The sequence below is a fragment of the Pseudomonas sp. MF09156 genome (assembly GCF_059862305.1).
Genome location: NZ_JCBCUR010000001.1, coordinates 593,258 through 613,542, shown reverse-complemented (window position 1 = coordinate 613,542; position 20,285 = coordinate 593,258). Strand labels below are relative to the sequence as shown.

The window sequence follows — 20,285 nt, the reverse complement described above, 5'->3', positions numbered from 1 at the left end:
AACTATCCTGACACCGGGGGAAATAGGCCATGAGCAACAACCGGATTCTCACGACGTCGATGCTTGGCAGCATCGGCGCATTTAACATTGCAATGCTGCCTTGGTGGGCACAGCCTCTGACCATGGATGGTTTCATGCGCGGTGTGTCGCTTGATGAATCGCAATCGGGCTCCCTGATCGCTATCGAACTGTTTCTGGTTTGCATCGCGTCGCTCATCATGTCGTTGAAGGTCAGCAAACTTCCTTTAAGAAGCGTCTCAGTCTTCAGCGCAATAGTGGTCATGATCAGCAATGGACTTTCGATGCAGTACGATGGAACAGCCCTGATCGCCTTAAGAGCAGTTGCGGGTATTTTTGAAGGCGTTCTAATGGCGTGCGCCACTGCTGCCATTGCCTCAAGTCGAGACCCCGACAAAGCCTACGGTGTGCAAAATATCGGTAACATTCTTTTTTGGGTGCATTTCTCGCAGTTGCTCCCTTTTTGGAAAACCTAGTAGGACCGCGTAGTGTTTTCCTCGCGTTTTCTTTAGCCTCGCTGCTTCTGCTACCGATCATTTTCGGACTTCCCACGAAGATCGACGTTGCAGTTGCCAATGTGAAGTTTGAAAACAAAGCGTCGGGCGCGCTTGTACTTCTCGTCATGCTGGTGTGGGGCACCACGGTCGCGATTCCTTGGTTCTTCCTAGTCGACATCGGAAGCCGTACCGCATTGAGCATTCACCAAGTTGGACTGATTGCCGGATGCTCCGGGTTAGGAGGGTTGATTGGCGGTGCACTCGCAACTCGACTAGGCCGTTCGGTCAATCGGCACCTCATTCTTGCTGGCGGTCTTGTGATCCTGAGCGCCACCACCTTCGTCCTGGTCTACTGGGTCAATTCAGTTGCATTTATAATTTCCGTATTCTTGTTCATTGCGTGCCTTTACACGCTATTCCCTTACTTATTCGGCCTGGCTGCCGATCTCGATCCAAAGGGAGGGCTGCCCGCGGCTATGGGTGCAGTCTATGTTTTGACCGGTTCGACCGGCGCGTTCCTGGGCGGGCACGCCGTACATGAATTTGGTCTTGAATCGATGGCTTGGCTGGTAGCAGTGGGGGCAGTCATCTGCTATCCGTTGTTGCTGATTGTCCTACGGCAACGTGAAAAGCAGCTTACTCCGCAGAATGCAGAGTTAGCCACGCACTGACCTGAGGTTTGGTATAAAAAAGGCCGGCCTGCGCGTATCGTCAGGGACGGCCTTTTTGTTGGGTGCAAAAGATGTCTGCCGCCCCCCCCTCATCCAGAAAGCTGTTCGCAAGTTCCTGACATGGCAACTCTATTTAACAACCAAACATTATTTCCGATAAAAAAAACGATCACCCTAGAGTGATCGCCCACAAAAAATCGTCACGTGTTAAACGACTTGAATCAGAACACTTTTGGTTTCCAGATAGCCCTCGAGACCCGCAGGCCCAAGATCGCGACCAAAGCCCGACTGCTTGCAACCTCCCTCGGGGAGTGCCGGATAAGGGAAACCCTCGGTATTGACCGACACCTTGCCACAGCGAATTTTCGGTACTACTCGATGGACTCGACCGATATCTCGACTCCAGACTGTCGCCGCTAGCCCATAAGCACTGTCGTTTGCCAAAGCCACGGCCTCTTCTTCGTCAGTGAATGGCAGCACGGCCAGCACCGGACCAAATATCTCTTCCTGTACTAATGCTCCTCCCTGATTCGCGACAGCAAGCACCACCGGTGGCACGTAAAAACCCCCATCGATTTCTAGTGTTTTTCGTTGAGTTAAACTGACCGCGCCCTGCTTTCGGGCCTGGACCACACTGTTGAGCACTTGATCGCGCTGCCGAGCATTGATCAGTGGCCCCAGTTTGGTATCGGCCTCCATCCCCGCCCCAATGACTAGCGAATCAGCATGCCGAGCGACAGCCTCAACGACTTGATCGTAAACACCACGCTGAACATACAGCCTCGAACCGGCAACACAGATTTGACCAGAGTTGAGAAAAATCGAATTGGCCGCGCCCAGAATTGCCTTGTCCAAATCAGCATCGTCAAAGACTAGCGTCGGTGATTTCCCTCCCAACTCAAGGGTCACTTTTTTCAAACTGTCAGTAGCAATTCTGTTGATACGCTGACCCACACGTGTGGACCCGGTGAAGGTGATCTTGCTGACAAGCGGGTGGCGGACCAACGCTTCGCCTGCCTCTGCACCACGGCCAGTTACTACATTGATTACGCCTGGAGGGATGCCTGCCTCGCTGGCCAGCCGCGCCAAGTAGAGCGCAGTCAACGAAGCATCTTCTGCGGGCTTGAGCACTAAAGTGCAACCGGCGGCAAGCGCTGGTGCGATCTTCCAGATGGCCATCATCAATGGCATGTTCCAGGGAACAATCGCACCGACCACTCCAACGGGCTCGCGCGCTGTATAGCCAAAAAATTGCGCGTTGGGCATTGGTGCTCCGATGTCGACGGTTTGCCCGGCTATTTTCGTTGGCCATCCGGCCATGTACCGCAGAACATTCACGGCACCTGGGATGACCATGTTCCGGGCAAGCCAATACGGCATTCCGTTGTCCAAGGTTTCGATCTCTGCAAGGGTGTCCGCATGCGCCTCGATAAGCTCTGCAAATCGAAGGAGTGTCCGCTCTCGCCCTTGCGGTCCAATCTCTCTCCATGTCTTGGCGTTGAACGCTACATGCGCAGCCATAACCGCAGCATTCACAGCCTCTTCGGCTCCGGCCGCGATTTCACTAAAAGGTTTGCCGCTCGCCGGATCAAGTACGGCTAATGAAGGTCCTTGCGAGGAACATGAGATGCCATTGATAAAATGAGAGTGGCTTTGATCGATAAACGCTCGAGTTGCAAAACCCAAGCCTGCGTAGTCATTCGTAGTGCTTGCCATGATAGATCCCTACTTTGATTTTCGCCCATGCTAGCCCGCATGAGCGCCGCAGCCCGTCACCCGATCAAGTGACTGCAAGGTTCTCGAGTCACTACTTTGTCACCTCCTGCAGTGATAGCCAACGATATGTTCTGCCCCTTAACTGACTCGTCGCAAAAGAACAAAAAAACATAACTAGAGGGGCAGCAAATGCGGAACTACAAAAGTTTGGCGATAGCGGTAAGCGTCGGCTTGGGCGCTATTGTAAACCAGGCTCAGGCTTACAACATTTACACCAGCGATGAAGGGCATCTGGATGCCACTCTGGAGTCCATGATTGGCCTCTTCCACAGTCGAGAAAATTACGCCCAGACAGGGAGTAAGACTGGAGGCTCCTCGAACTGGCAGGAGGGTTATATAAAGTATGGATTTAAGGGGGATCTCGGCGTAAGCGACGGAACTGCCTACGGAGCGCTGAACATGCTGAGCTCCGCGACGTGGGGGGATGGTGACGCGGGGGGGTTCACCAGCGGCGATGAACGAACAACAAAGGTCGAGGATGCTTATGCCGGATGGCGTTCAGGAGGATTGTTTCCCTTCTTAGGCCAAGATGGCGTTGATTTCTCTGTAGGTCGTCAACAGTTCGTTGCCGGCGATGGTTTCATCATCAGCAATGACGGTATCAACTATGGTAAAAGCGTTACGGATGGCAGTTATGACCGCGGGGGAGCTTACTACCTAGCAGCCCGAAAGGCATTTGATCAGACGGCCATATTGCGGTTGGGCGGCAAGTCAGGTTGGCGCAGTGATCTCGCGTGGCTCAAATCAGACAACCCCGCACAAGCCAAGATGGAAATGGCAGTGGGTACACTCGAACATGTTTCTGACAGCGGCACATTCGGGCTTACCTACGTACACGGGCTGGATATCGATCAACGTTTCACTGACTTTATACCGTCGTTTGCCGAGCGTGACGGCATGAAAACCTACAGCGTGCGCTACATTGGCAATGCGGGTCAGGATCCAGACCTCCATGTGGCCGGTGAATACGCGTGGCAAGACAAGGACAGTGGCAGGCAGAACGCCTGGTATCTCGAAAGCGGCTGGACCTTCTCTGAAACCACCTGGACTCCCACCGTAACTTACCGCTACAGCCGGTTCTCGAAAGACTACGACCCTCTTCTCTTTGGCTTCAGTCGAGGGTATGGAACCTGGTTTCAAGGTGAAGTGGCGGCAAACTATGCTGGCCCGTTTAACGCGAATACCAAGGTCCACTATTTGTCTTTAGACGTGATACCGACACCTGGAGTTAAAGCCGGACTTCGCTATTACCACTTCGACAACGTTAGTACTGAGTATTTCGATACTTCGGGCCGAGAAGTTGATGCTTTCGTGGAATGGGTAGCCACCGAGCATGTTGTAGTCACGCCTTTGGTCGGGCTCTACCAGCCCCGAAAATCTGCCAGTGATGGAGGTCTGCAACTCGATGGCAATGCGAGCAGTTTGTATGGTCAACTAACGCTAGCCTTTAACTTCTAGTACGCTCAGTCTGGCCAGCCGGATGGGCTGGCCAGATGTAACCGAAGAAGCAGAAAAAAAGCTTATTACTCAAAAAAAAACCGCATGGAGCTTTAGCTTCCATGCGGTTTGGTAGTGCACTGGCGATCTACCTTCAGGTTTTGTTCTCACCTACACCGTACGCGTAACTGTAGGGCTCATCTTTATGGGACGGAACCTGCTCTGTTTTCTGAGCGGGCCGGTGATAGCCGTCGGCCGAACCAAATATTTTTTCACGTTGCGACCAGTCATGGGTTTCATCCCAAAGGTCGAGCACTTGCATGGCCTCCGCGCGAAAGGCTTTGTCCATTTCCGGAGTAGCGGTGTGTACCCCCAATTCCAGACGATGGCCCGACGGATCGAAAAAATAGATAGAGGTCAAGAAGTCATCGTGATTTACAGGACCCAACACCTTGATACCTTTACTCTCCATATCCTTTTTGGCATTTAGCAGCGTGTCCATATCCTGCACGCGGAAAGCAAAGTGCTGCACCCAGCCAGGCGTTTCCGTATCACGCCCGGAAACCTCGCCTTTGTCTTTCGGTAGCTCGAAGAACGCGATACAACTTCCATCTTCCATTTCAAAGAAAATATGGATGTGTGGGCTATAGGCACCTGTAGATGGCACATGGTCTTCACCCATTGCATGGATAAATTTCAGACCAAGAATATTGGTGTAAAAATTTACGGTTGCTCGCGCGTCTTGGCAGCGGAACGCAGCGTGATGCAGGCTTTTACAAAGCATGATGACCTCCGACTCTTATGATTTTCAATGCGGGATTCAGGGTTGCATCGGGAGAACAACCTGCTCAATACGTCCAAATACTGAGTTGCCCTCGCGATCAAAAGTAACCGTCCGGCCAGCACCCTCTCCTGACAGCCCTCCAAATTGGCCAAGATAGTGGACACCATTTTTTAGTGGACACTATCTTGGATACAGTTGCCCCCGCTCGTCGAACCGGCCGCCGCCCCAACTTCCCGTTGGACTTCAAACGCCAGGTCGTTGAGGCCACGTTTCAGCCTGGCGCCTCCGTGTCGTTGATCGCTCGTGAGCATGACGTCAATGCCAACCTGGTGTTTCGCTGGCGGCACCAGTATCAGGAAGGAGCCTTCGGCCCGGTTAACCAGAGTGCAACATTTTTGCCTGTCCAGGTGATCGAGGCGTCGCCGGATGTCTCGCAAGCCGCCCGGCCTCAATTCGAGTTTCATTCCGAGCTGGTTGTTGAAGTGGGTAAAGCCACGCTACGCATCACTGGCACGCCAGAACCGCAGACCTTGCAACTCATCTTGCAGCAGTTACTGCGATGATTGCTCCTCCTGCTGGAACCCGCATCTGGATCGCCGCCGGCGTCACGGACATGCGCCGTGGCTTCGACGGTTTAGCCGCGCTGGTGCAGACTCAGCTTGAAGCCGATCCTTTCTCGGGTCAGATCTTTGCTTTTCGCGGACGGCGCGGTGACCGGATCAAACTGCTATGGTGGGACGGCGACGGGTTGTGCCTGTTTTGCAAACGGCTGGAACAAGGGCGCTTCGTCTGGCCGCAAGCAACCAGCGGCAGCGTGTCGCTGACGGCTGCGCAGTTGTCGATGCTGTTGGAAGGCATTGATTGGCGCAGGCCAATTCGTACAGCGCCCGTCCTCGCGGTCTGACTTGCCACGCTGAAAAAATCCCAAGTAACATTCGGTCATGACTCTCGCGACCGACTCCCTGCCTAACGATCTTCAAGCCTTGAAGGCTCTGGTCTCTGCCCAGCGGGCAGAGATTGAGCGTTTGAAAATGATGATCGCCAAGCTGCGTCGTATGCAGTTCGGTCGCAGCTCCGAGCAACTGGACGCGATGATCGATCAGCTCCAACTGAGTCTTGAAGAGTTGCAAGTCAGCCAGACTGAACTGACACCGCCAACCGAACCGCCATCTCGCCCTGTCTCTCGGCGCAAGCCATTACCTGAACACTTGCCTCGCGAAATTCACGTCCATCAGCCTGAATCAAAATGTTCTGGCTGCGGTGGGAAACTTCGCCATTTGGGCGAGGATGTGTCGGAGGTGCTGGAGTACGTCCCGGCGCGTTTCAAAGTGATCCGCCATGTTCGCCCGAAGCTGGTTTGCCGCTGCTGCGAGCACATCGCTCAGGTGCCGGCACCGAGTCGCCCGATAGCCCGAGGCCTTGCAGGCCCTGGGCTACTGGCCCACGTGCTGGTCTCCAAGTTTGTTGACCATTTGCCGCTGTATCGGCAATCCGAGATTTACGCCCGTGAGGGCGTGGAGCTGGAGCGCTCAACCCTGGCCGACTGGGTCGGCCAGAGCAGTCAATTACTCAGGCCGCTGATCAGCGCCCTTGAACGCCATGTCATGAGCGGCCATAAAGTCCATGCCGACGACACGCCGATTGGTGTACTTGCGCCGGGCAACGGCAAAACCAAAACGGCTCGCCTGTGGACGTACGTGCGGGACGACCGACCTGCGGGCGACTCAACACCGGCAGCGGTATGGTTTGCCTACTCGCCGGATCGCAAGGGGCAACATCCCCGCGCTCATCTCAAGAGTTTCAGCGGGATCTTGCAGGCTGACGGCTACGCCGGTTTTGCTCAGCTTTATGCTAAAGGCACCATTCAGGAAGCCGCCTGCTGGGCTCACGCCCGCCGCAAGTTTTACGATGTCTACAAAGATCAGGCTTCACCACTTGCCAGCGAGGCGCTGCAACGGATTGCGGCCCTGTATGCCATCGAGAGCGAGATCCGAGGACAGCCGCCAGATCAGAGAAAAGCGGTTCGACAAAGCCGGGCCAGTCCGCTGCTGGAACAACTACACGCATGGCTTAACCAGACGCTGACTCAACTGTCGAAAAAATCGGCATTGGGCGGTGCGATCCTCTATGCCCTCAACCGGTGGCAGGCGCTGACGCGTTACTGCAATGACGGCCGAATCGAAATCGACAACAATGCCGCCGAACGCGCGTTACGCGCCGTCGCATTGGGTCGAAAAAATTACCTGTTTGCCGGTTCCGATGCAGGCGGAGAACGAGCGGCTGCGATTTACAGCCTGGTGGGCACTGCCAAGTTAAACGGGTTAAATCCACAGGCCTATCTGACCTACGTGCTTGAGCGCATTGCCGAACACTCGATCAATCGGGTGAGCGAGTTGCTGCCCTGGAACATTTCTTTGAACCACACTGAACACTGCGAGGCCGCCTGATCCATGGTTAAAACTGTCCGTTTACCCAAACCCGCCTCCGACTTGTTGCTGCTGCACATTGAGCTGAAGTGGATCACTCCGACGATCTGGCGTCGGTTCGCGGTGCCTGAAAATATTACCTTGGGCAAACTGCACCATGTCATCCAGGTCGTGATGGGCTGGAGTGATAGCCATCTGCATGAGTTTGAAATTGCCGGTGAGAATTACGGTATTCCCGATCCTGATGGCTGGGGGCCGACGGTGAACCCGGAAGCCCGTAAAACGCTGATCAAGGCGCTGAACGGAAAGCGGACATTTAATTATCTTTACGACTTTGGTGACAGTTGGCATCACCGTATCAAGGTCGAAAAAATGCTACCTGCTATTGCCTGTCCTCAGGTTCCGTATTGCATCGACGGCGCCAATGCTTGCCCACCGGAAGACGTAGGTGGCGGGCCTGGCTATGAGGAGTTTCTAGAAGCGATGGCCAACCCCGATCATCCAGAGCATGACGCGATGGTTGAATGGTATGGAGATGTTTTTGATCCAGCGGCATTTGAGTGCGAGCGCGTGAACCAGTGGTTTAAACGGATTAAGATTTGAGTTGCAAGACGGTGTAGCTCGGACGCTTACGATCAAAATGCTCCATGGCAACGGTCTCGCCAAATTTAAGCAAGGAGGTTTTCGGTTGACCGTCCTTAAGTGTCTCTAACGCGCGCAATTCCCCGATACAGGCACAACCAGCGCGCTCGTCCTCATTGGAAACAGTCCCCAAACCAACCAAAGTCCCAGGCTCGAATGCGCGAGTCTGGGCTACGTGAGCGATCATGTGCCCATAGTGATAAGGCGTATCGATACCGGTTTGAAGAGCGCCAAACTGTTCACCGCGAACCCAACACTTCATGGTGCCGGCGACCAATTCACCATCCCACAGGTCTCCCAGCTCATCAGGCGTGACAGCAATCGGGCCAAGACTTGACGCTGGCTTGCCAGTCAGAAAACCGAAGGTGCGTTTGAGTTCGGCGGGAATCAACGAGCGTAGGGAAACATCGTTGAGCAGCACGAACAGGCGGATGTAGTCGCACGCCTTATCTGCACTCACACCGAGCGGCACATCGCCAGTCACTGCAGCAATTTCAGCCTCGAAGTCGATACCAAGCTCATCGCTTGGTAGACGGATCGGATCGTTCCAGCTCATGAAACCGTGAGATATCCCTTGATACACCAGCGGTTTTTCAAAAAAATCCTCAGGAACCGTTTCGCCTCGGGCAGCTCGGTTGCGCTGGATATGGCTGGCGTAGCAGGCTCCGTCAAGATACTGGTAACTGCGAGGCAGGGGAGCTGCAAGGGTGTTGAGAACTAGAGCAAACTCCCCGGTAACCTCGCCTGCGTTCAACGCTTTGTACAATTCATTGAGTGATGCTTCGACGTCACTCCAGTTATCCAGTGCGTACTGCATGGTTGGTGCAATTGAAGAAACCTCAACGGCTTTCTTCAAGTTTTTGCTTACCACCAACAAACTTCCATCACGACCCGATTTTTTCGATGCCAGTTTCATATCAATGCCTTTGAAAAATGTCGATTTCAATATCGTCATTGAGCAGCGACGACGCATTACTCAATATAAAGGCGACAACTTGCCGCCTCCGTCACCCAAGGAGGTGACAAGCAGCGCATGAATTCGATTGGGTTTTGTTCGATGGCTACCGATGCGAACACCGGTAGCTCCGCTTCAAGTGAGTGATTTCTTGCCAGCTTGCAGAACTTCTCGAATTCGAGGGCCGTAGATATTGATACTCGATTGGTCGCTGGCTTTTTGGCCTGGCTCTTTCTCGAATGTCGCGATGCACTGCAAGCGGGGGATCTTGCCTTTGACCGGGGCTACGCGATGCAATGAGTAACCGCCGCGGAACAAAGCCAGCATTCCGAATTCAGGCGCTTCCTGCAGGATTCCCTCTCGGTCTCCTTGAAGCACCTTTTGGACAGCACGGTAATTTTCGTCCCAAGGCGTTCGAATATTAGGGACAAACTCAAACTCACCGCCCTGCTCCGGTGGCTGCATCATGAGCGTGATGGTGTATTCGTTTTCATCGAAGTGCCAACCCATGCCCACTTCTTCTTCGTTCTCATTGATCACCATTATATTCAACGCCTGGAAGGGATCGTCGAACGGATACAGCGCAGGCTTATCAAAGGCTTTCGCCAAAAAATCTGCCAACGGCTTCCATTGGTAAACCCGGCGAAGCATAGATTCCACAGAGAACAGATCATACGCAACGACGCCTTCTTTCACGTCATAGAACAACCGACGAGGATGATCTTTCGGGAAACGTGGATCGTCCTGGGTCCGATAACAATTCAGACCGAATTTTTCGTAATAGAATGCCTGCTCAGCCAACTGACGGGCCTCAGCAACTAATTGCTCTTGAACGTCCTTCTTGATGAAACCGCGCAATACACACGAATTCATTCCTTCGAGTTCTTGGCGGCAGCGCTTGATCAGCGCCTGGCCGGCTTCGCTTTGCAGATCGTGAATCGGATACCGGTCAAGATCGATCAGCTGTTCGGGTAAAAAGCTCATCATCGTGCTCACTTTTTTTATTGGCATGGTCAAACTGCACTTCGCAGCTTTCCGTTAGCGTCGACAAGGAAAAAATAGAGGTCTGACTTAATCAATCAATGGCCTGGGTATGTAGTCTCATTGAGCAACATACCTTCAGCACCAATGACCAATTGCCAGCCTTGTTGTTCAGCACGCTCCCAACCAAACAGGCGACCGCAGGAGCTTATGCCCTCCCCTTTGGTGTCCACCAAAACGCTGCCGTTGAACGCAACTGACGCGTCGGACCAGGAAAACAAATACAGGTCATCTCCAACCTTGTAAGTCGAGCATGGTTCTACACCGCCCATGCCTGCCTCTGGGCCGGTAATACCATGCCAGCAGTAACGGTTAGGCTCGATGTAAATGTGTTCAAATTGATGGCTTTCACTGTAACGCCAATAGACACGCTTACCGACTAGGTCAGAACTTTTTTCAAATGGCGTGTAGGAGGCACCATTGATTCCACCTTGGAAGAATCGTGTGCTTTCTCCTACACCCGATGGGCCGGCCAACATCTGAGTTCGAGTGACGAAGGTGCGGGATTCGGAAAAATCGAAAAACACGAGATAACTCGCATGATTTCGGCCGTCGTGAATCGTGGCGGCAAGACAGTCGGCGCGAACGGGAATGACTTCACAAGGGAGAGTGCCCGCAAGGAATAGCCACGATCCATATTTAGAGACATCAATGCTCACAGAATCTGCAGTGAACGTTAGGGAGACCTGTGAACCTTCTTCGAAGCTGACATCAATTTGGCGGCCGATCAGGTCACCCACTGCGAGAGGGCGTAAACCATCGTGATTGGGGAAAAGTTCGGCCATGGTCACTTCGCTTGGGGCACGGTAGCCGTCGGTATGAGTGCTCATCTTTATTCTCTCGTTGTGTTGTCGCTGAAGATGACCACAGCATCGCGCTCACGCGCTAACCACAGTAGTCACTGAATCGGGTGACACGGCACGTTACCGAACAGCCTTTGGATTGGCCGTCCTCAGAGGAACCTGATACCGAAGCAGCAGCAATCCCAGCGTCTCGACACGTTGAACGATCGTTCTACGGATAAACTTCAATGAATCCCAAACCCACTGCAACAACAAGATCCTTGGGCCCCTCAGCAGAAGCACGAACTGTTATCCACGCGCGTGTCGAGATGCACACGAAAAAACGGTGTGATGGTGGAGTAAATAAATGGGGGCGGGGATCGAGTCATAGCAACGTCTGCGCGGGCACCTAGCGAGTCATTGGCCCTGTGTCTTTTTAGTCAGCCTGTAGGGTGTTAGAGGTTCGCTCTTGCGGCGCCCGGTGAGCACCGTGCATAGCCAAGCAGGCCGCTGCAGCGCAAAGAGTGAGGAACATCGCCATTGTCCACGGTTCATGGCTCGACAACAGCCCTAGCAAAACGCCCGCCAAACCACCGACGGCATATTGCATAACGCCGAATAATGCAGAAGCCGCACCGTGACGTCCCTCGCCGTGTTCCATCGCCAGCGCAATCACGTTCCCCCAGACTAAACCTAGGCTCCAAATTGCCCCGCACAATGGAAAAATGATCAAGAAAAGTTTTGCTGACGTAAGACATATAACCAATAGGATCGCTGTCAATACGAAGTGAACCTGGAGCGTGCGATGTAACACCGTAAAGGCGGAGTACCTGCGCAGGAGAAAAATATTAATCATGCCGGTTAGAAGCATCCCTAAGTACGAGGCAGCTGGCAATGCCAAGGCGCTGGCGTTGATCACGCAGATGTCGCCAGCGGCCTGGCGGCACATCCTGCTGAACGGGCATTACACCTTCCAGACTGACGGCAAGTTCATCGACCTGGATGCGCTCGTGGCGGGACTGGAGCTGGGCTGACGGAAATTTCTGGGATTCCGGCGTACAACCCCGTTTACTCGACTACGTTAGTAATAGTTGAACTTTGATTAAGCGTACCAGTTATTTGAACCGTAGCGCAGGTAGGTTAACCAGCCGATTCCTGTCCACTTAAAGTTCGGCAAAACGAAGGTTTTTTTGAACCATTGCATAGCCCTTTGTGATTGGCGTATAAACACACAAACACCTACTAGCGGGGAACGCCATGAATACGATTCGCTGGAATGTCGCCGTCTCGGCCGACACCGACCAGTCGCTTCGGATGTTTCTGGCCAGCCAGGGCGGTGGCCGGAAAGGCGACCTGTCGCGCTTCATTGAAGAGGCGGTGCGGGCCCACATCCTGGAACTGACGGCCGAACAGGCCAAGGCCGCTAATGCCCATCTGAGCGAGGCAGAGCTGACCGAAGCGGTTGACGAAGCGCTCGACTGGGCACGTAAGCGCTGATGCGGGTCGTGTTGGATACCAACATCCTGTTCAGCGCACTGATCTCGCCGCATGGCGCGCCCGATGCGATCTACCGTGCCTGGCGGGCGGCGCGTTTCGAGGTAGTGACCTCGCGGATGCAGCTCGATGAAATCCGCCGAGCCAGCCGCTACCCCAAGCTCCAGGCCATCCTTCAGCCCGCCAAAGTGGGAGCCATGATCAATAACCTGCAACGGGCTGTGGTACTGGAGCGTCTGACCATCGAGGTCGAAGCCGATGATCCGGATGACTCGTTTCTGCTGGCCATGGCCCTGGCAGGCGATGCGGACTACCTGGTGACCGGTGATCGCCGCGCCGGCCTGCTGCAACGCGGGCACATCGAACGCACGCGGATTGTCACGCCCGCCGTGTTCTGCGCCGAGGTGCTGTGATCGATGCCGGTCGGTTTTCTGACCCAGGAGCAACGCGACGGTTTTGGCCGCTATGTCGATGCCCCCAGTCGTGAGGAGCTGGAACGCTACTTCCACCTGAGCGACGACGACCACAAAATCCTCCTACCGCTGCGCGGCGAACACAACCGCCTTGGCTACGCCACCCAACTGACCAGCATCCGCTACCTGGGCACTTTTCCCGACGACTTTTCAGCCGTCCCCCAAGAGGTGCTGCAAGCGCTCAGTCGCCAGTTAGGCATTACCGATCCAACTTGTATCCTGGCCTATGCCGAAACCCGCCAACGTCAACGTCATGCCGCCGAGATTCAGGAGCGTTACGGCTATCGGGTGTTTGCTGATTCCAGCGTCGGCTTTCGACTTGCCCGCTGGCTGTATGCGCTCTGTTGGACAGGGACAGATCGTCCTGGCGAGTTGTTCAATCGGGCGACGACCTGGTTGCTGACGCACAAGGTTTTACTGCCCGGCGTCACCGTTCTGGAACGGTTCATCGCCCAACTGCGCAGCCGGGTCGAAGAACGCCTCTGGCTAACCCTTGGCCGCAGTGTGAGCGAGGCGCAACGGCAGCAGCTACAGGACTTGCTGCTGGTCGCCGAAGGCAACCGCAGTTCCCGGCTGGATCAACTGCGCTCCGGCCCGGTGATGGTCAGTGGCCCCGCACTGATTCGGGCGCTGCGCCGGCTTGATGACGTGCGCGGCATCGGCATCGCCTTGCCAGCGGCGGCGCACATCCCGCCCAGCCGTATCGCGGCCCTGGCTCGCTTCGCCAACACCGCCAAGGTCACGGCGATCAACCGGCTGCCGGCGTCGCGGCGGATGGCGACACTGGTGGCGTTCGCCCTGTGCCTGGAGGCCACCGCGCACGACGACGCCCTGGAGGTCCTGGAAGCGCTGTTACGCGACCTGTTCAGCAACGCGGAGAAGGCCGACAAGAAAGCCCGCATGCGCAGCCTGAAAGACCTGGATCGCTCGGCGGCGACGCTCGCCGCCGCGTGCAAGGTCGTGCTGGACAGCTCAATCAGCGATGACAACGTGCGCGCCCGGCTGTTCAACGACCTGCCGAGGGCCTCGCTGGAGAAAGCCCTGGAAGATGTCAATGCGCTGATCCGCCCGGTTGACGATGTGTATTTTCTCGCCCTGGAGGCGCGCTACCGCAGTGTGCGCCGTTTCCTGCCCGACCTGCTCAAGCACATCCGCTTCGGCTTCAGCCCGGCCGGCAAAGGCGTGGTCGCCGGCCTGGATTGGTTGCAGCTGAACCTGCCCCGCCGGAAACCGGAGGATGACGCGCCGCAGGAGATCGTGGCCAAGGCTTGGCAGAAGCACATTACCCGCGAGGATGGCTCCCTCGACATGGGCGCCTATGTGTTCTGCACGCTCGATGCGCTGCGCACGGCCCTGCGCCGGCGCGACGTGTTCGTCTCGCCCAGTTGGCGCTATGCCGACCCGCGTCTCGGCCTGCTCGACGGTGCCGAATGGCTGGCGGCGCGGCCGATCATCTGCCGCTCGCTGGGCCTGACCATTGACGCCGGCACCACCTTGGATGCGCTGAGCGCCGAGTTGGATGCGACCTGGCAGGCGGTCGCGGCCCGCCTACCCGACAACCCCGCGATCCAGCTGAGCGAGAACGCCGAGGGCAAGACCGAGCTCTCGCTCGGCACACTGGACAAGCTGGAGGAGCCGAACTCGCTGCTGCAACTGCGAGCAGCCGTGGCTGATCTGATGCCGCGTGTCGATCTGCCGGAAATCCTCTTGGAAATCGCCGCTCGCACCGGCTTCGCCGAGGCCTTCACCCATGTGTCCGAGCGCAATGCGCGGGCCGACAACCTGGTCACCAGCCTCTGCGCGGTGCTGCTGGGTGGGGCCTGCAACACCGGCCTGGAGCCGCTGATCCGCACCGACAATCAGGCGCTACGCCGCGACCGGCTGTCCTGGGTCAGCCAGAACTATATCCGTGACGACACGCTGTCAGTGGCAAACGCCATTCTGGTGGGGGCGCAGAGCCAACTGGAGCTGGCCCAGGTCTGGGGCGGCGGCGAGGTCGCCTCCGCCGATGGCATGCGCTTCGTGGTACCGGTGCGCACCGTGCATGCTGGCCCCAACCCGAAGTATTTCGGCACCGGCCGGGGCGTCACCTGGTACAACTTGATTTCCGATCAGTTCTCCGGCCTCAACGCCATCACCGTGCCCGGCACCCTGCGCGACAGCCTGGTGCTGCTGGCCGTGGTGCTGGAACAGCAGACCGAGTTGCAGCCGACGCAGATCATGACCGACACCGGGGCCTACAGCGATGTGGTGTTTGGGCTGTTCCGCCTGCTCGGCTACCACTTCAGCCCGCGCCTGGCCGACGTCGGCGGTACCCGTTTCTGGCGCACGCGCCCGGAGGCGGATTACGGCAAACTCAACGGCCTGGCCCGGCAGTCGGTCAAGCTCGATCTGATCGCCGAGCACTGGGACGACCTGCTACGCCTGGCCGGCTCGCTCAAGCTCGGCCGAGTGCCGGCCACCGGCATCATGCGCACCCTGCAAACAGGGGATCGTCCCACCCGCCTGGCCCAGGCGCTGGCTGAGTTCGGTCGCATCGAGAAGACCTTGCACACCCTGACCTACATCGACGACGAGTCCAAGCGCCGCGCCACCCTGACCCAGCTGAACCGGGGCGAAGGCCGGCACAGCCTGGCCCGCGCCGTGTTCCACGGCAAACGCGGCGAGCTGCGCCAGCGCTACCGCGAAGGCCAGGAGGACCAGCTCGGCGCCCTCGGCCTGGTGGTGAACATCATCGTGCTGTGGAACACCCTCTACATGACGGCGGCCGTAGAACGGCTCAGGCAGCACGGCTACCCGGTGCTGGAGGAGGATGTCGCGCGGCTCTCGCCACTGATCCACGAGCACATCAACATGCTGGGCCGTTACTCCTTCGCGGTGCCGGAAGAGGTTACCCGCGGCGAACTGCGGCCGCTGCGCAATCCGGACGACGACCAGTAGGTGTAACGGCCTGGGTTCGAAATCGGCCGGGCACCGCACTCGATGCCACTTCCAGCTCAGACGGATTGCGACTGACGGAGTCCTCGGGCTCACGCTTTCTGCGACCAGCAAGAGCCACTTTTCCGGTGCAGCGCGAATTAGCCGTCCTGACGGGTACTGACCTTTTGTGTGCAGGGGTGATCAGGCTCGGATGCCGCCCTCTTATCTGCTCGCGACATGAAACGCTGATAGCACTCCAGGCCACAGAAGTGCACGACATACTCGGAACCTTCCGGCGTCAGTGCGGCGTCAAGGGGAATGTCCTTGCAGCATTCGCAGCAGCTGATGGTGGAGGTGTTGTTTGTGTTCATGATGGGGGTTCCTCCATCGTCCAAGAAAACCTAGCAACGCTTTCCCCCCGTGACTGAGCGCCGATCGACCTGCAGCCTCCCTGCCCAACTCGGCAGTGGTGGTCGCGCCGTGCTCCGAGCGGGTCACGGTCGCTTCCGAAAGGCCTGCAATGCCGCTCGCAGGAAGAGGATGAAGAAAACCGCCAGCACGAGCGTCGCGAGGCTCCACTGCTCGCTGACGAACGCGCCGGCCGCTGTCCCCGAAAGCAGCAATGCCAGCACCGGCAGATGGCAAGGGCAGGTGAGCGCGGCGAGCACGCCCCAGGTGTAAGCACGCCAGCGGAAGACCTTGCTTGACTCAACGTGATCGGCGTTACGCATAGGCAGAACCTTCGCCGGCGCAATGAGTCAGCCCGGCCAGCTGGGTTGCCACTGCGGCTAAGGCCGCCTGCCGTGCCGTGACTAGCCGGAGCAGGCACTCGACGCAGCCGATCAAGTCGGCGCCATCGTCCGCATCGAGCGCCCGGCAGAGCCGTGCCAATTCGTCGAGCCCGATACCAGACTCGAAGGCGGCGCGCACGAAGCGCAGACGCGCCAGGGACCGCTCATCGAAAATGCCGTAACCGCTCTCCGTGCGCCGCGCGGGGTGCAGCAAGCCACGCAGCACATAGTCGCGCACCACATGCACGCTGACGCCCGCGTCCTCGGCCAGTCTGGATATGGTGTAGGCATTCATCACCGACACTCCCGGTCTTCCCCGCAAACTAGGGCGCTCAGATATTTCCTTCCGGCTAGGCGTTCAGGTAGCCAGATGAGCAATGGCGTAACCCCTAGTGCCAGGAGCAACCACAGCCGGGAGAGATACTCGCCGTTTGGGGCAAACCCATAAGCCAGCAGCGCACCCAGCGCGAGCATCAGGAAATACGGCCCGTGATGTAGCAGTGCAGGCGGCGACAGCGCGCGGCGTTGACCAGGCAGGCGCCGCCCATCACGACCAGCGCGGCGTTTGCTGCCAGGAACAACGCAGGGCGTCGATCCGCCAGAACAATTGCTATCGTCGCCACGACGGCAGGCAGCCCCCAGAAGCTGACCACCTGCCATGTCTTGCGTAGGCTGTCGCACCTACCGAGTTCGCCTGCCGTGTTGCTCATGCTTCAACCTCGCTCTCTCATTACCCTGCGCAGCAGGACAATTGTTTGACGTCCTTGTTAAAGGTCTGTGCGGCGAGTTTCAGGCCCTCGACCATCGTCAGGTAGGGGAACAACTGGTCAGCCAGTTCCTGCACGGTCATACGGTTGCGAATGGCAAGAGCCGCCGTCTGGATCAGTTCACCCGCTTCCGCAGTCACCGCCTGCACGCCGAGCAATCGGCCGGAACCCGCTTCGGCGACCAGTTTGATAAAACCCTGCGTGTCGAAGTTGGCCAACGCGCGCGGCACGTTGTCCAAGGTCAAGGTGCGGCTGTCGGTTTCGATCCCCGCGTGGTGCGCTTCGGCTTCGCTGTAGCCGACGGTGGCCACTTGCGGATCGGTAAACACCACGGCCGGCATGACGTCGAGATTGAGCGTTGCCTCGCCGCCGGTCATGTTGATTGCCGCGCGGGTGCCAGCAGCAGCCGCCACATAGACGAACTGCGGCTGGTCGGTGCAGTCGCCGGCCGCATAGATATCCGCTGCGCTGGTGCGCATGCCCTGGTCGATCTGGATGCCACCGCGCTTGTCCAGCTTCACGCCGGCGCCGTCCAGATTCATGCCCTGGGTGTTCGGCAAGCGCCCGGTGGCAATGAGCAGTTGGTCGGCACGTAACTCACCATGGTTGGTGGTCAGTACGAACTCCCCGTTGGCGTGGGACACCTGGCTGGCTTGCGTTTGCTCCAGCACTTCGATGCCCTCCATACGGAAGGCCTCTGTCACCGCCGCGCCGATGGCCGGGTCTTCGCGGAAGAACATCGCACTGCGTGCCAGGATCGTGACCTCGCTACCCAACCGGGCGAAGGCCTGCGCCAGTTCCACCGCCACTACGGAGGCGCCGATCACGGCGAGCCGCTTAGGGATTGTGTCGCTCGCCAGCGCCTCGTCTGAGGTCCAGTACGGCGTGTCTTTCAGCCCTGGAATCGGTGGAACGGCCGCGCTTGCGCCGGTGGCAACCAGGCAGCGGTCGAAGGCTACGATGCGCTCGCCACCCTCGGCCAGTTCCACGCGGAGCGTGTGGCCGTCCTGGAAACGGGCGGTGCCACGCAGCACGCTGATGGCCGGGGTGCTCTCCAGAATGCCTTCGTACTTGGCGTGGCGCAGTTCGTCGACACGACCCTGTTGCTGGGCGAGCAACCGCTCGCGCAGGACGGTCAGGCTCGTGGTGGACAGTCCGGCGTCGAACGGGCTCTCGCGGCGCAGATGGGCCACATGCGCGGCGCGAATCATGATCTTGGAGGGCACGCAGCCAACGTTGACGCAGGTGCCGCCGATGATGCCGCGCTCGATCAGGGTGACGCGCGCACCGCCTTCCACCGCCTTGAGCGCGGCCGCCATGGCGGCGCCACCGCTGCCGATGACCGCCACGTGGAGCCTGTCGCCATCTTTCCCGGCGCCAATGCTGCCGCTCAACCAGCCCCGCGCCTTGTCGAGCAGGCCTGAGCGGGTAGGTGCCGTGGCGTCTTCGAACGCCGCTCGATACCCCAGGGCCTCGACGGCGGCCTGCATCTGTTCACGGCTTACGCCCTCGTCGACCTTCAGTTCGGCCTTCCCGCTGGCGTAGGAAACATCCGCCCGATGCACGCCGGGGATCTTCTCCAAGGCCTCTTTCACATGCTCGACACAGGAGGCGCAGGTCATGCCGACGATTTGTAGTTTGGTCATAGTGTTATTCCTTCATTTTGGCGGAGTCGGACAGGACGTCGGGGAGCAACGGCGGTGGGCGGGCGACACGAGATCCCAGATGGACACCCCAAACATGAGGGCCAGGCCGATATAGAGCAGCCAGCCGCTCCGCCAGCCGTGAGCCAGCATCAAATACACCGCTATCAGCACCAGGGCCGGGCCGATCAGGCCAGGCGCAGCGCGTCGCCACTGCCGGTGACTGAACCCGCCGAGGGCATTGACGAGCAGGGCCAGCCCGGCAAATAACGGCAGCAGCGTGGTGATGAACAGGCCTTCCCACTGGCTCAGAAAGCCCAGACCGATCGCGGTCCCCAGACCGGCAAGGGCGGGGAAACACGAGGCACAGCCTATGGCAGAAATCAGCACGCCAACGGACCCGGCTTTGTCACCGATCCGCGTGAACAAATTGAAAGGGTTTGCCATCGGAATGCCCGCCTACTGCTTGACGCTGGACGGGTAGCCGGCGTCCTCGGTCGCCTTGGTCAGCGCCTGGACATTGGTCTTGGCATCATCGAAGGTGACGATGGCCTCGCGGTTCTCATAGCTCACCTCGGCCTTGGTCACGCCCTCGACCTTGGTCAGCGCCTTCTTCACCGTGATCGGGCAAGCGGCGCAGGTCATGCCCGGCACCGACAGGGTGACGGTCTGTGTGGCCGCCCAGGCAGGTGCGGCGACTAGGGTGGCGAGGGCGAAGGATGCAAGCAGTTTTTTCATGGCGGACTCCTGATCAGTAGAACAAGGGAAGGATGTAGGGGAAGCCGAGCGCGACCAGCACCAAGGCCGTTACCAGCCCGAACAGCAGCTTGTAGGTGGTGCGTACCTGGGGCACGGCGCAGACCTCACCCGGTTTGCAGACTTGAGCCGGGCGGAAAATGCGTCGCCAGGCGAAGAACAGCGCGACTAACGCCGCACCGATGAAGAGCGGGCGGTAAGGTTCCAGCACGGTCAGGTTGCCGATCCAGGCCCCGCTGAATCCCAGTGCGATCAGAACCAGCGGCCCAAGACAGCAAGTCGAGGCGAGAATCGCCGCAAGCCCCCCGGCGACAAGAGGGGCGCGCCCGTTTGATGGTTCAGACATGCATTTCTCCTTTCGAGCATGTGAGCGATGGTTTAAGGTTACTTCCGTAGTCAAGTACGGAGTCAAG

24 protein-coding genes are annotated in these 20,285 nt (G+C 57.9%); 11 read left to right on the top strand and 13 right to left on the bottom strand.

All coding sequences use genetic code 11. From position 1 onward, the window contains the following. Positions 1 to 29: 29 nt before the first annotated feature. Positions 30 to 494, top strand: coding sequence for a hypothetical protein (locus AC19YY_RS02865; protein ID WP_500603841.1), 465 nt, complete (start codon positions 30 to 32; stop codon positions 492 to 494). Next, positions 482 to 1,186, top strand: a complete 705-nt coding sequence (locus tag AC19YY_RS02860; protein WP_500603840.1) for an MFS transporter — start codon at positions 482 to 484, stop codon at positions 1,184 to 1,186. Before AC19YY_RS02865 ends, AC19YY_RS02860 begins: the two co-directional genes overlap by 13 nt. Before the next feature lie 207 nt (positions 1,187 to 1,393). On the opposite strand, the gene AC19YY_RS02855 is transcribed toward AC19YY_RS02860, so the two are convergent. Further along, positions 1,394 to 2,902 carry an aldehyde dehydrogenase family protein gene (locus AC19YY_RS02855; RefSeq protein WP_500603839.1) on the bottom strand — a complete coding sequence of 503 codons (1,509 nt, stop codon included), beginning with the start codon at positions 2,900 to 2,902 and terminating at the stop codon, positions 1,394 to 1,396. A 189-nt stretch (positions 2,903 to 3,091) separates the two neighbouring features. Here AC19YY_RS02855 and AC19YY_RS02850 point away from each other — a divergent pair, with 189 nt between their 5' ends. Next, the gene (locus tag AC19YY_RS02850; protein WP_500603838.1) at positions 3,092 to 4,420 is read left to right on the top strand and encodes an alginate export family protein; all 1,329 of its coding nucleotides are present in this window, start codon (positions 3,092 to 3,094) and stop codon (positions 4,418 to 4,420) included. 133 nt (positions 4,421 to 4,553) lie between these two features. Here the strand turns inward: AC19YY_RS02850 and AC19YY_RS02845 are convergent, their stop codons facing one another. Further along, positions 4,554 to 5,183 carry a VOC family protein gene (locus AC19YY_RS02845; protein ID WP_223461914.1) on the bottom strand — a complete coding sequence of 210 codons (630 nt, stop codon included), beginning with the start codon at positions 5,181 to 5,183 and terminating at the stop codon, positions 4,554 to 4,556. A gap of 185 nt (positions 5,184 to 5,368) precedes the next feature. Here AC19YY_RS02845 and tnpA point away from each other — a divergent pair, with 185 nt between their 5' ends. The 4 genes from tnpA to AC19YY_RS02825 are packed head-to-tail and all read left to right on the top strand — an operon-like array spanning position 5,369 to position 8,212. After that, positions 5,369 to 5,746 carry an IS66-like element accessory protein TnpA gene (gene tnpA, locus AC19YY_RS02840; protein ID WP_158243614.1) on the top strand — a complete coding sequence of 126 codons (378 nt, stop codon included), beginning with the start codon at positions 5,369 to 5,371 and terminating at the stop codon, positions 5,744 to 5,746. Then, a complete protein-coding gene (tnpB, locus tag AC19YY_RS02835) occupies positions 5,743 to 6,087 on the top strand; it encodes an IS66 family insertion sequence element accessory protein TnpB (RefSeq protein WP_020723502.1) in 345 nt (114 codons plus the stop codon). The genes tnpA and tnpB overlap by 4 nt, the downstream gene beginning before the upstream one ends. 37 nt (positions 6,088 to 6,124) lie before the next feature. Further along, positions 6,125 to 7,630: an IS66 family transposase gene (tnpC, locus tag AC19YY_RS02830; protein ID WP_034112254.1), complete on the top strand. Its 1,506-nt coding sequence runs from the start codon at positions 6,125 to 6,127 to the stop codon at positions 7,628 to 7,630. A 3-nt stretch (positions 7,631 to 7,633) separates the two neighbouring features. Further along, positions 7,634 to 8,212, top strand: coding sequence for a plasmid pRiA4b ORF-3 family protein (locus tag AC19YY_RS02825; RefSeq protein WP_034112255.1), 579 nt, complete (start codon positions 7,634 to 7,636; stop codon positions 8,210 to 8,212). Here the strand turns inward: AC19YY_RS02825 and AC19YY_RS02820 are convergent. From AC19YY_RS02820 to AC19YY_RS02810, 3 genes are all read right to left on the bottom strand, one after another. Further along, positions 8,202 to 9,206 (bottom strand): fumarylacetoacetate hydrolase family protein, encoded by a 1,005-nt coding sequence (locus AC19YY_RS02820; protein ID WP_500603837.1) that lies wholly within the window; start codon positions 9,204 to 9,206, stop codon positions 8,202 to 8,204. The genes AC19YY_RS02825 and AC19YY_RS02820 overlap by 11 nt on opposite strands. 135 nt (positions 9,207 to 9,341) lie before the next feature. Beyond that, positions 9,342 to 10,190 (bottom strand): HalD/BesD family halogenase, encoded by an 849-nt coding sequence (locus AC19YY_RS02815; RefSeq protein ID WP_500603836.1) that lies wholly within the window; start codon positions 10,188 to 10,190, stop codon positions 9,342 to 9,344. Between the two features lie 95 nt (positions 10,191 to 10,285). Further along, positions 10,286 to 11,077, bottom strand: a complete 792-nt coding sequence (locus AC19YY_RS02810; protein WP_223461920.1) for a MoaF C-terminal domain-containing protein — start codon at positions 11,075 to 11,077, stop codon at positions 10,286 to 10,288. Positions 11,078 to 11,883: 806 nt separating this feature from the next. Here AC19YY_RS02810 and AC19YY_RS02805 point away from each other — a divergent pair. From AC19YY_RS02805 to AC19YY_RS02790, 4 genes are all read left to right on the top strand, one after another. Continuing rightward, positions 11,884 to 12,063 (top strand): hypothetical protein, encoded by a 180-nt coding sequence (locus AC19YY_RS02805; RefSeq protein WP_500603948.1) that lies wholly within the window; start codon positions 11,884 to 11,886, stop codon positions 12,061 to 12,063. A gap of 223 nt (positions 12,064 to 12,286) precedes the next feature. Then, complete coding sequence (locus tag AC19YY_RS02800) at positions 12,287 to 12,526, top strand: ribbon-helix-helix domain-containing protein (RefSeq protein WP_004574517.1); 240 nt, start codon at positions 12,287 to 12,289, stop codon at positions 12,524 to 12,526. Further along, on the top strand, positions 12,526 to 12,936 hold the full coding sequence (locus tag AC19YY_RS02795; RefSeq protein WP_004574518.1) for a putative toxin-antitoxin system toxin component, PIN family: 411 nt from the start codon (positions 12,526 to 12,528) through the stop codon (positions 12,934 to 12,936). The genes AC19YY_RS02800 and AC19YY_RS02795 overlap by 1 nt, the downstream gene beginning before the upstream one ends. 3 nt (positions 12,937 to 12,939) lie before the next feature. Next, positions 12,940 to 15,936: a Tn3 family transposase gene (locus AC19YY_RS02790; protein ID WP_004574519.1), complete on the top strand. Its 2,997-nt coding sequence runs from the start codon at positions 12,940 to 12,942 to the stop codon at positions 15,934 to 15,936. A 137-nt stretch (positions 15,937 to 16,073) separates the two neighbouring features. On the opposite strand, the gene AC19YY_RS02785 is transcribed toward AC19YY_RS02790, so the two are convergent. The 8 genes from AC19YY_RS02785 to merT form a co-directional block, all read right to left on the bottom strand. Beyond that, a complete protein-coding gene (locus AC19YY_RS02785; protein ID WP_004574520.1) occupies positions 16,074 to 16,286 on the bottom strand; it encodes a DUF3330 domain-containing protein in 213 nt (70 codons plus the stop codon). A gap of 123 nt (positions 16,287 to 16,409) precedes the next feature. After that, a complete protein-coding gene (gene merE / locus AC19YY_RS02780; protein ID WP_004574521.1) occupies positions 16,410 to 16,646 on the bottom strand; it encodes a broad-spectrum mercury transporter MerE in 237 nt (78 codons plus the stop codon). Continuing rightward, positions 16,639 to 17,001, bottom strand: coding sequence for a mercuric resistance transcriptional repressor MerD (gene merD / locus AC19YY_RS02775; RefSeq protein WP_004574522.1), 363 nt, complete (start codon positions 16,999 to 17,001; stop codon positions 16,639 to 16,641). The genes merE and merD overlap by 8 nt, the downstream gene beginning before the upstream one ends. Positions 17,002 to 17,179: 178 nt before the next feature. After that, on the bottom strand, positions 17,180 to 17,416 hold the full coding sequence (locus tag AC19YY_RS02770) for a hypothetical protein (protein WP_230959949.1): 237 nt from the start codon (positions 17,414 to 17,416) through the stop codon (positions 17,180 to 17,182). A gap of 20 nt (positions 17,417 to 17,436) precedes the next feature. After that, complete coding sequence (gene merA, locus AC19YY_RS02765; protein WP_060763510.1) at positions 17,437 to 19,119, bottom strand: mercury(II) reductase; 1,683 nt, start codon at positions 19,117 to 19,119, stop codon at positions 17,437 to 17,439. Between the two features lie 12 nt (positions 19,120 to 19,131). After that, the gene (gene merC, locus AC19YY_RS02760) at positions 19,132 to 19,563 is read right to left on the bottom strand and encodes an organomercurial transporter MerC (RefSeq protein WP_060763511.1); all 432 of its coding nucleotides are present in this window, start codon (positions 19,561 to 19,563) and stop codon (positions 19,132 to 19,134) included. 12 nt (positions 19,564 to 19,575) lie between these two features. Then, on the bottom strand, positions 19,576 to 19,854 hold the full coding sequence (merP, locus tag AC19YY_RS02755) for a mercury resistance system periplasmic binding protein MerP (protein WP_060763512.1): 279 nt from the start codon (positions 19,852 to 19,854) through the stop codon (positions 19,576 to 19,578). Positions 19,855 to 19,867: 13 nt separating this feature from the next. Further along, on the bottom strand, positions 19,868 to 20,218 hold the full coding sequence (gene merT, locus AC19YY_RS02750) for a mercuric ion transporter MerT (RefSeq protein ID WP_004574527.1): 351 nt from the start codon (positions 20,216 to 20,218) through the stop codon (positions 19,868 to 19,870). Positions 20,219 to 20,285 lie beyond the last annotated feature (67 nt).

Coding starts and splice junctions, on each gene's coding strand:
- AC19YY_RS02800 (WP_004574517.1), top strand. CDS start 12,287: ATGAATACGATTCGCTGGAATGTCGCCGTCTCGGCCGACACCGACCAG.
- merC (WP_060763511.1), bottom strand. CDS start 19,563: ATGGCAAACCCTTTCAATTTGTTCACGCGGATCGGTGACAAAGCCGGG.
- AC19YY_RS02810 (WP_223461920.1), bottom strand. CDS start 11,077: ATGAGCACTCATACCGACGGCTACCGTGCCCCAAGCGAAGTGACCATG.
- AC19YY_RS02795 (WP_004574518.1), top strand. CDS start 12,526: ATGCGGGTCGTGTTGGATACCAACATCCTGTTCAGCGCACTGATCTCG.
- AC19YY_RS02845 (WP_223461914.1), bottom strand. CDS start 5,183: ATGCTTTGTAAAAGCCTGCATCACGCTGCGTTCCGCTGCCAAGACGCG.
- AC19YY_RS02855 (WP_500603839.1), bottom strand. CDS start 2,902: ATGGCAAGCACTACGAATGACTACGCAGGCTTGGGTTTTGCAACTCGA.
- AC19YY_RS02825 (WP_034112255.1), top strand. CDS start 7,634: ATGGTTAAAACTGTCCGTTTACCCAAACCCGCCTCCGACTTGTTGCTG.
- AC19YY_RS02790 (WP_004574519.1), top strand. CDS start 12,940: ATGCCGGTCGGTTTTCTGACCCAGGAGCAACGCGACGGTTTTGGCCGC.
- AC19YY_RS02815 (WP_500603836.1), bottom strand. CDS start 10,190: ATGAGCTTTTTACCCGAACAGCTGATCGATCTTGACCGGTATCCGATT.
- tnpC (WP_034112254.1), top strand. CDS start 6,125: ATGACTCTCGCGACCGACTCCCTGCCTAACGATCTTCAAGCCTTGAAG.
- AC19YY_RS02850 (WP_500603838.1), top strand. CDS start 3,092: ATGCGGAACTACAAAAGTTTGGCGATAGCGGTAAGCGTCGGCTTGGGC.
- tnpB (WP_020723502.1), top strand. CDS start 5,743: ATGATTGCTCCTCCTGCTGGAACCCGCATCTGGATCGCCGCCGGCGTC.
- merT (WP_004574527.1), bottom strand. CDS start 20,218: ATGTCTGAACCATCAAACGGGCGCGCCCCTCTTGTCGCCGGGGGGCTT.
- AC19YY_RS02865 (WP_500603841.1), top strand. CDS start 30: ATGAGCAACAACCGGATTCTCACGACGTCGATGCTTGGCAGCATCGGC.
- merA (WP_060763510.1), bottom strand. CDS start 19,119: ATGACCAAACTACAAATCGTCGGCATGACCTGCGCCTCCTGTGTCGAG.
- merD (WP_004574522.1), bottom strand. CDS start 17,001: ATGAATGCCTACACCATATCCAGACTGGCCGAGGACGCGGGCGTCAGC.
- AC19YY_RS02785 (WP_004574520.1), bottom strand. CDS start 16,286: ATGAACACAAACAACACCTCCACCATCAGCTGCTGCGAATGCTGCAAG.
- merE (WP_004574521.1), bottom strand. CDS start 16,646: ATGCGTAACGCCGATCACGTTGAGTCAAGCAAGGTCTTCCGCTGGCGT.
- AC19YY_RS02770 (WP_230959949.1), bottom strand. CDS start 17,416: ATGAGCAACACGGCAGGCGAACTCGGTAGGTGCGACAGCCTACGCAAG.
- AC19YY_RS02805 (WP_500603948.1), top strand. CDS start 11,884: ATGCCGGTTAGAAGCATCCCTAAGTACGAGGCAGCTGGCAATGCCAAG.
- AC19YY_RS02820 (WP_500603837.1), bottom strand. CDS start 9,206: ATGACGATATTGAAATCGACATTTTTCAAAGGCATTGATATGAAACTG.
- merP (WP_060763512.1), bottom strand. CDS start 19,854: ATGAAAAAACTGCTTGCATCCTTCGCCCTCGCCACCCTAGTCGCCGCA.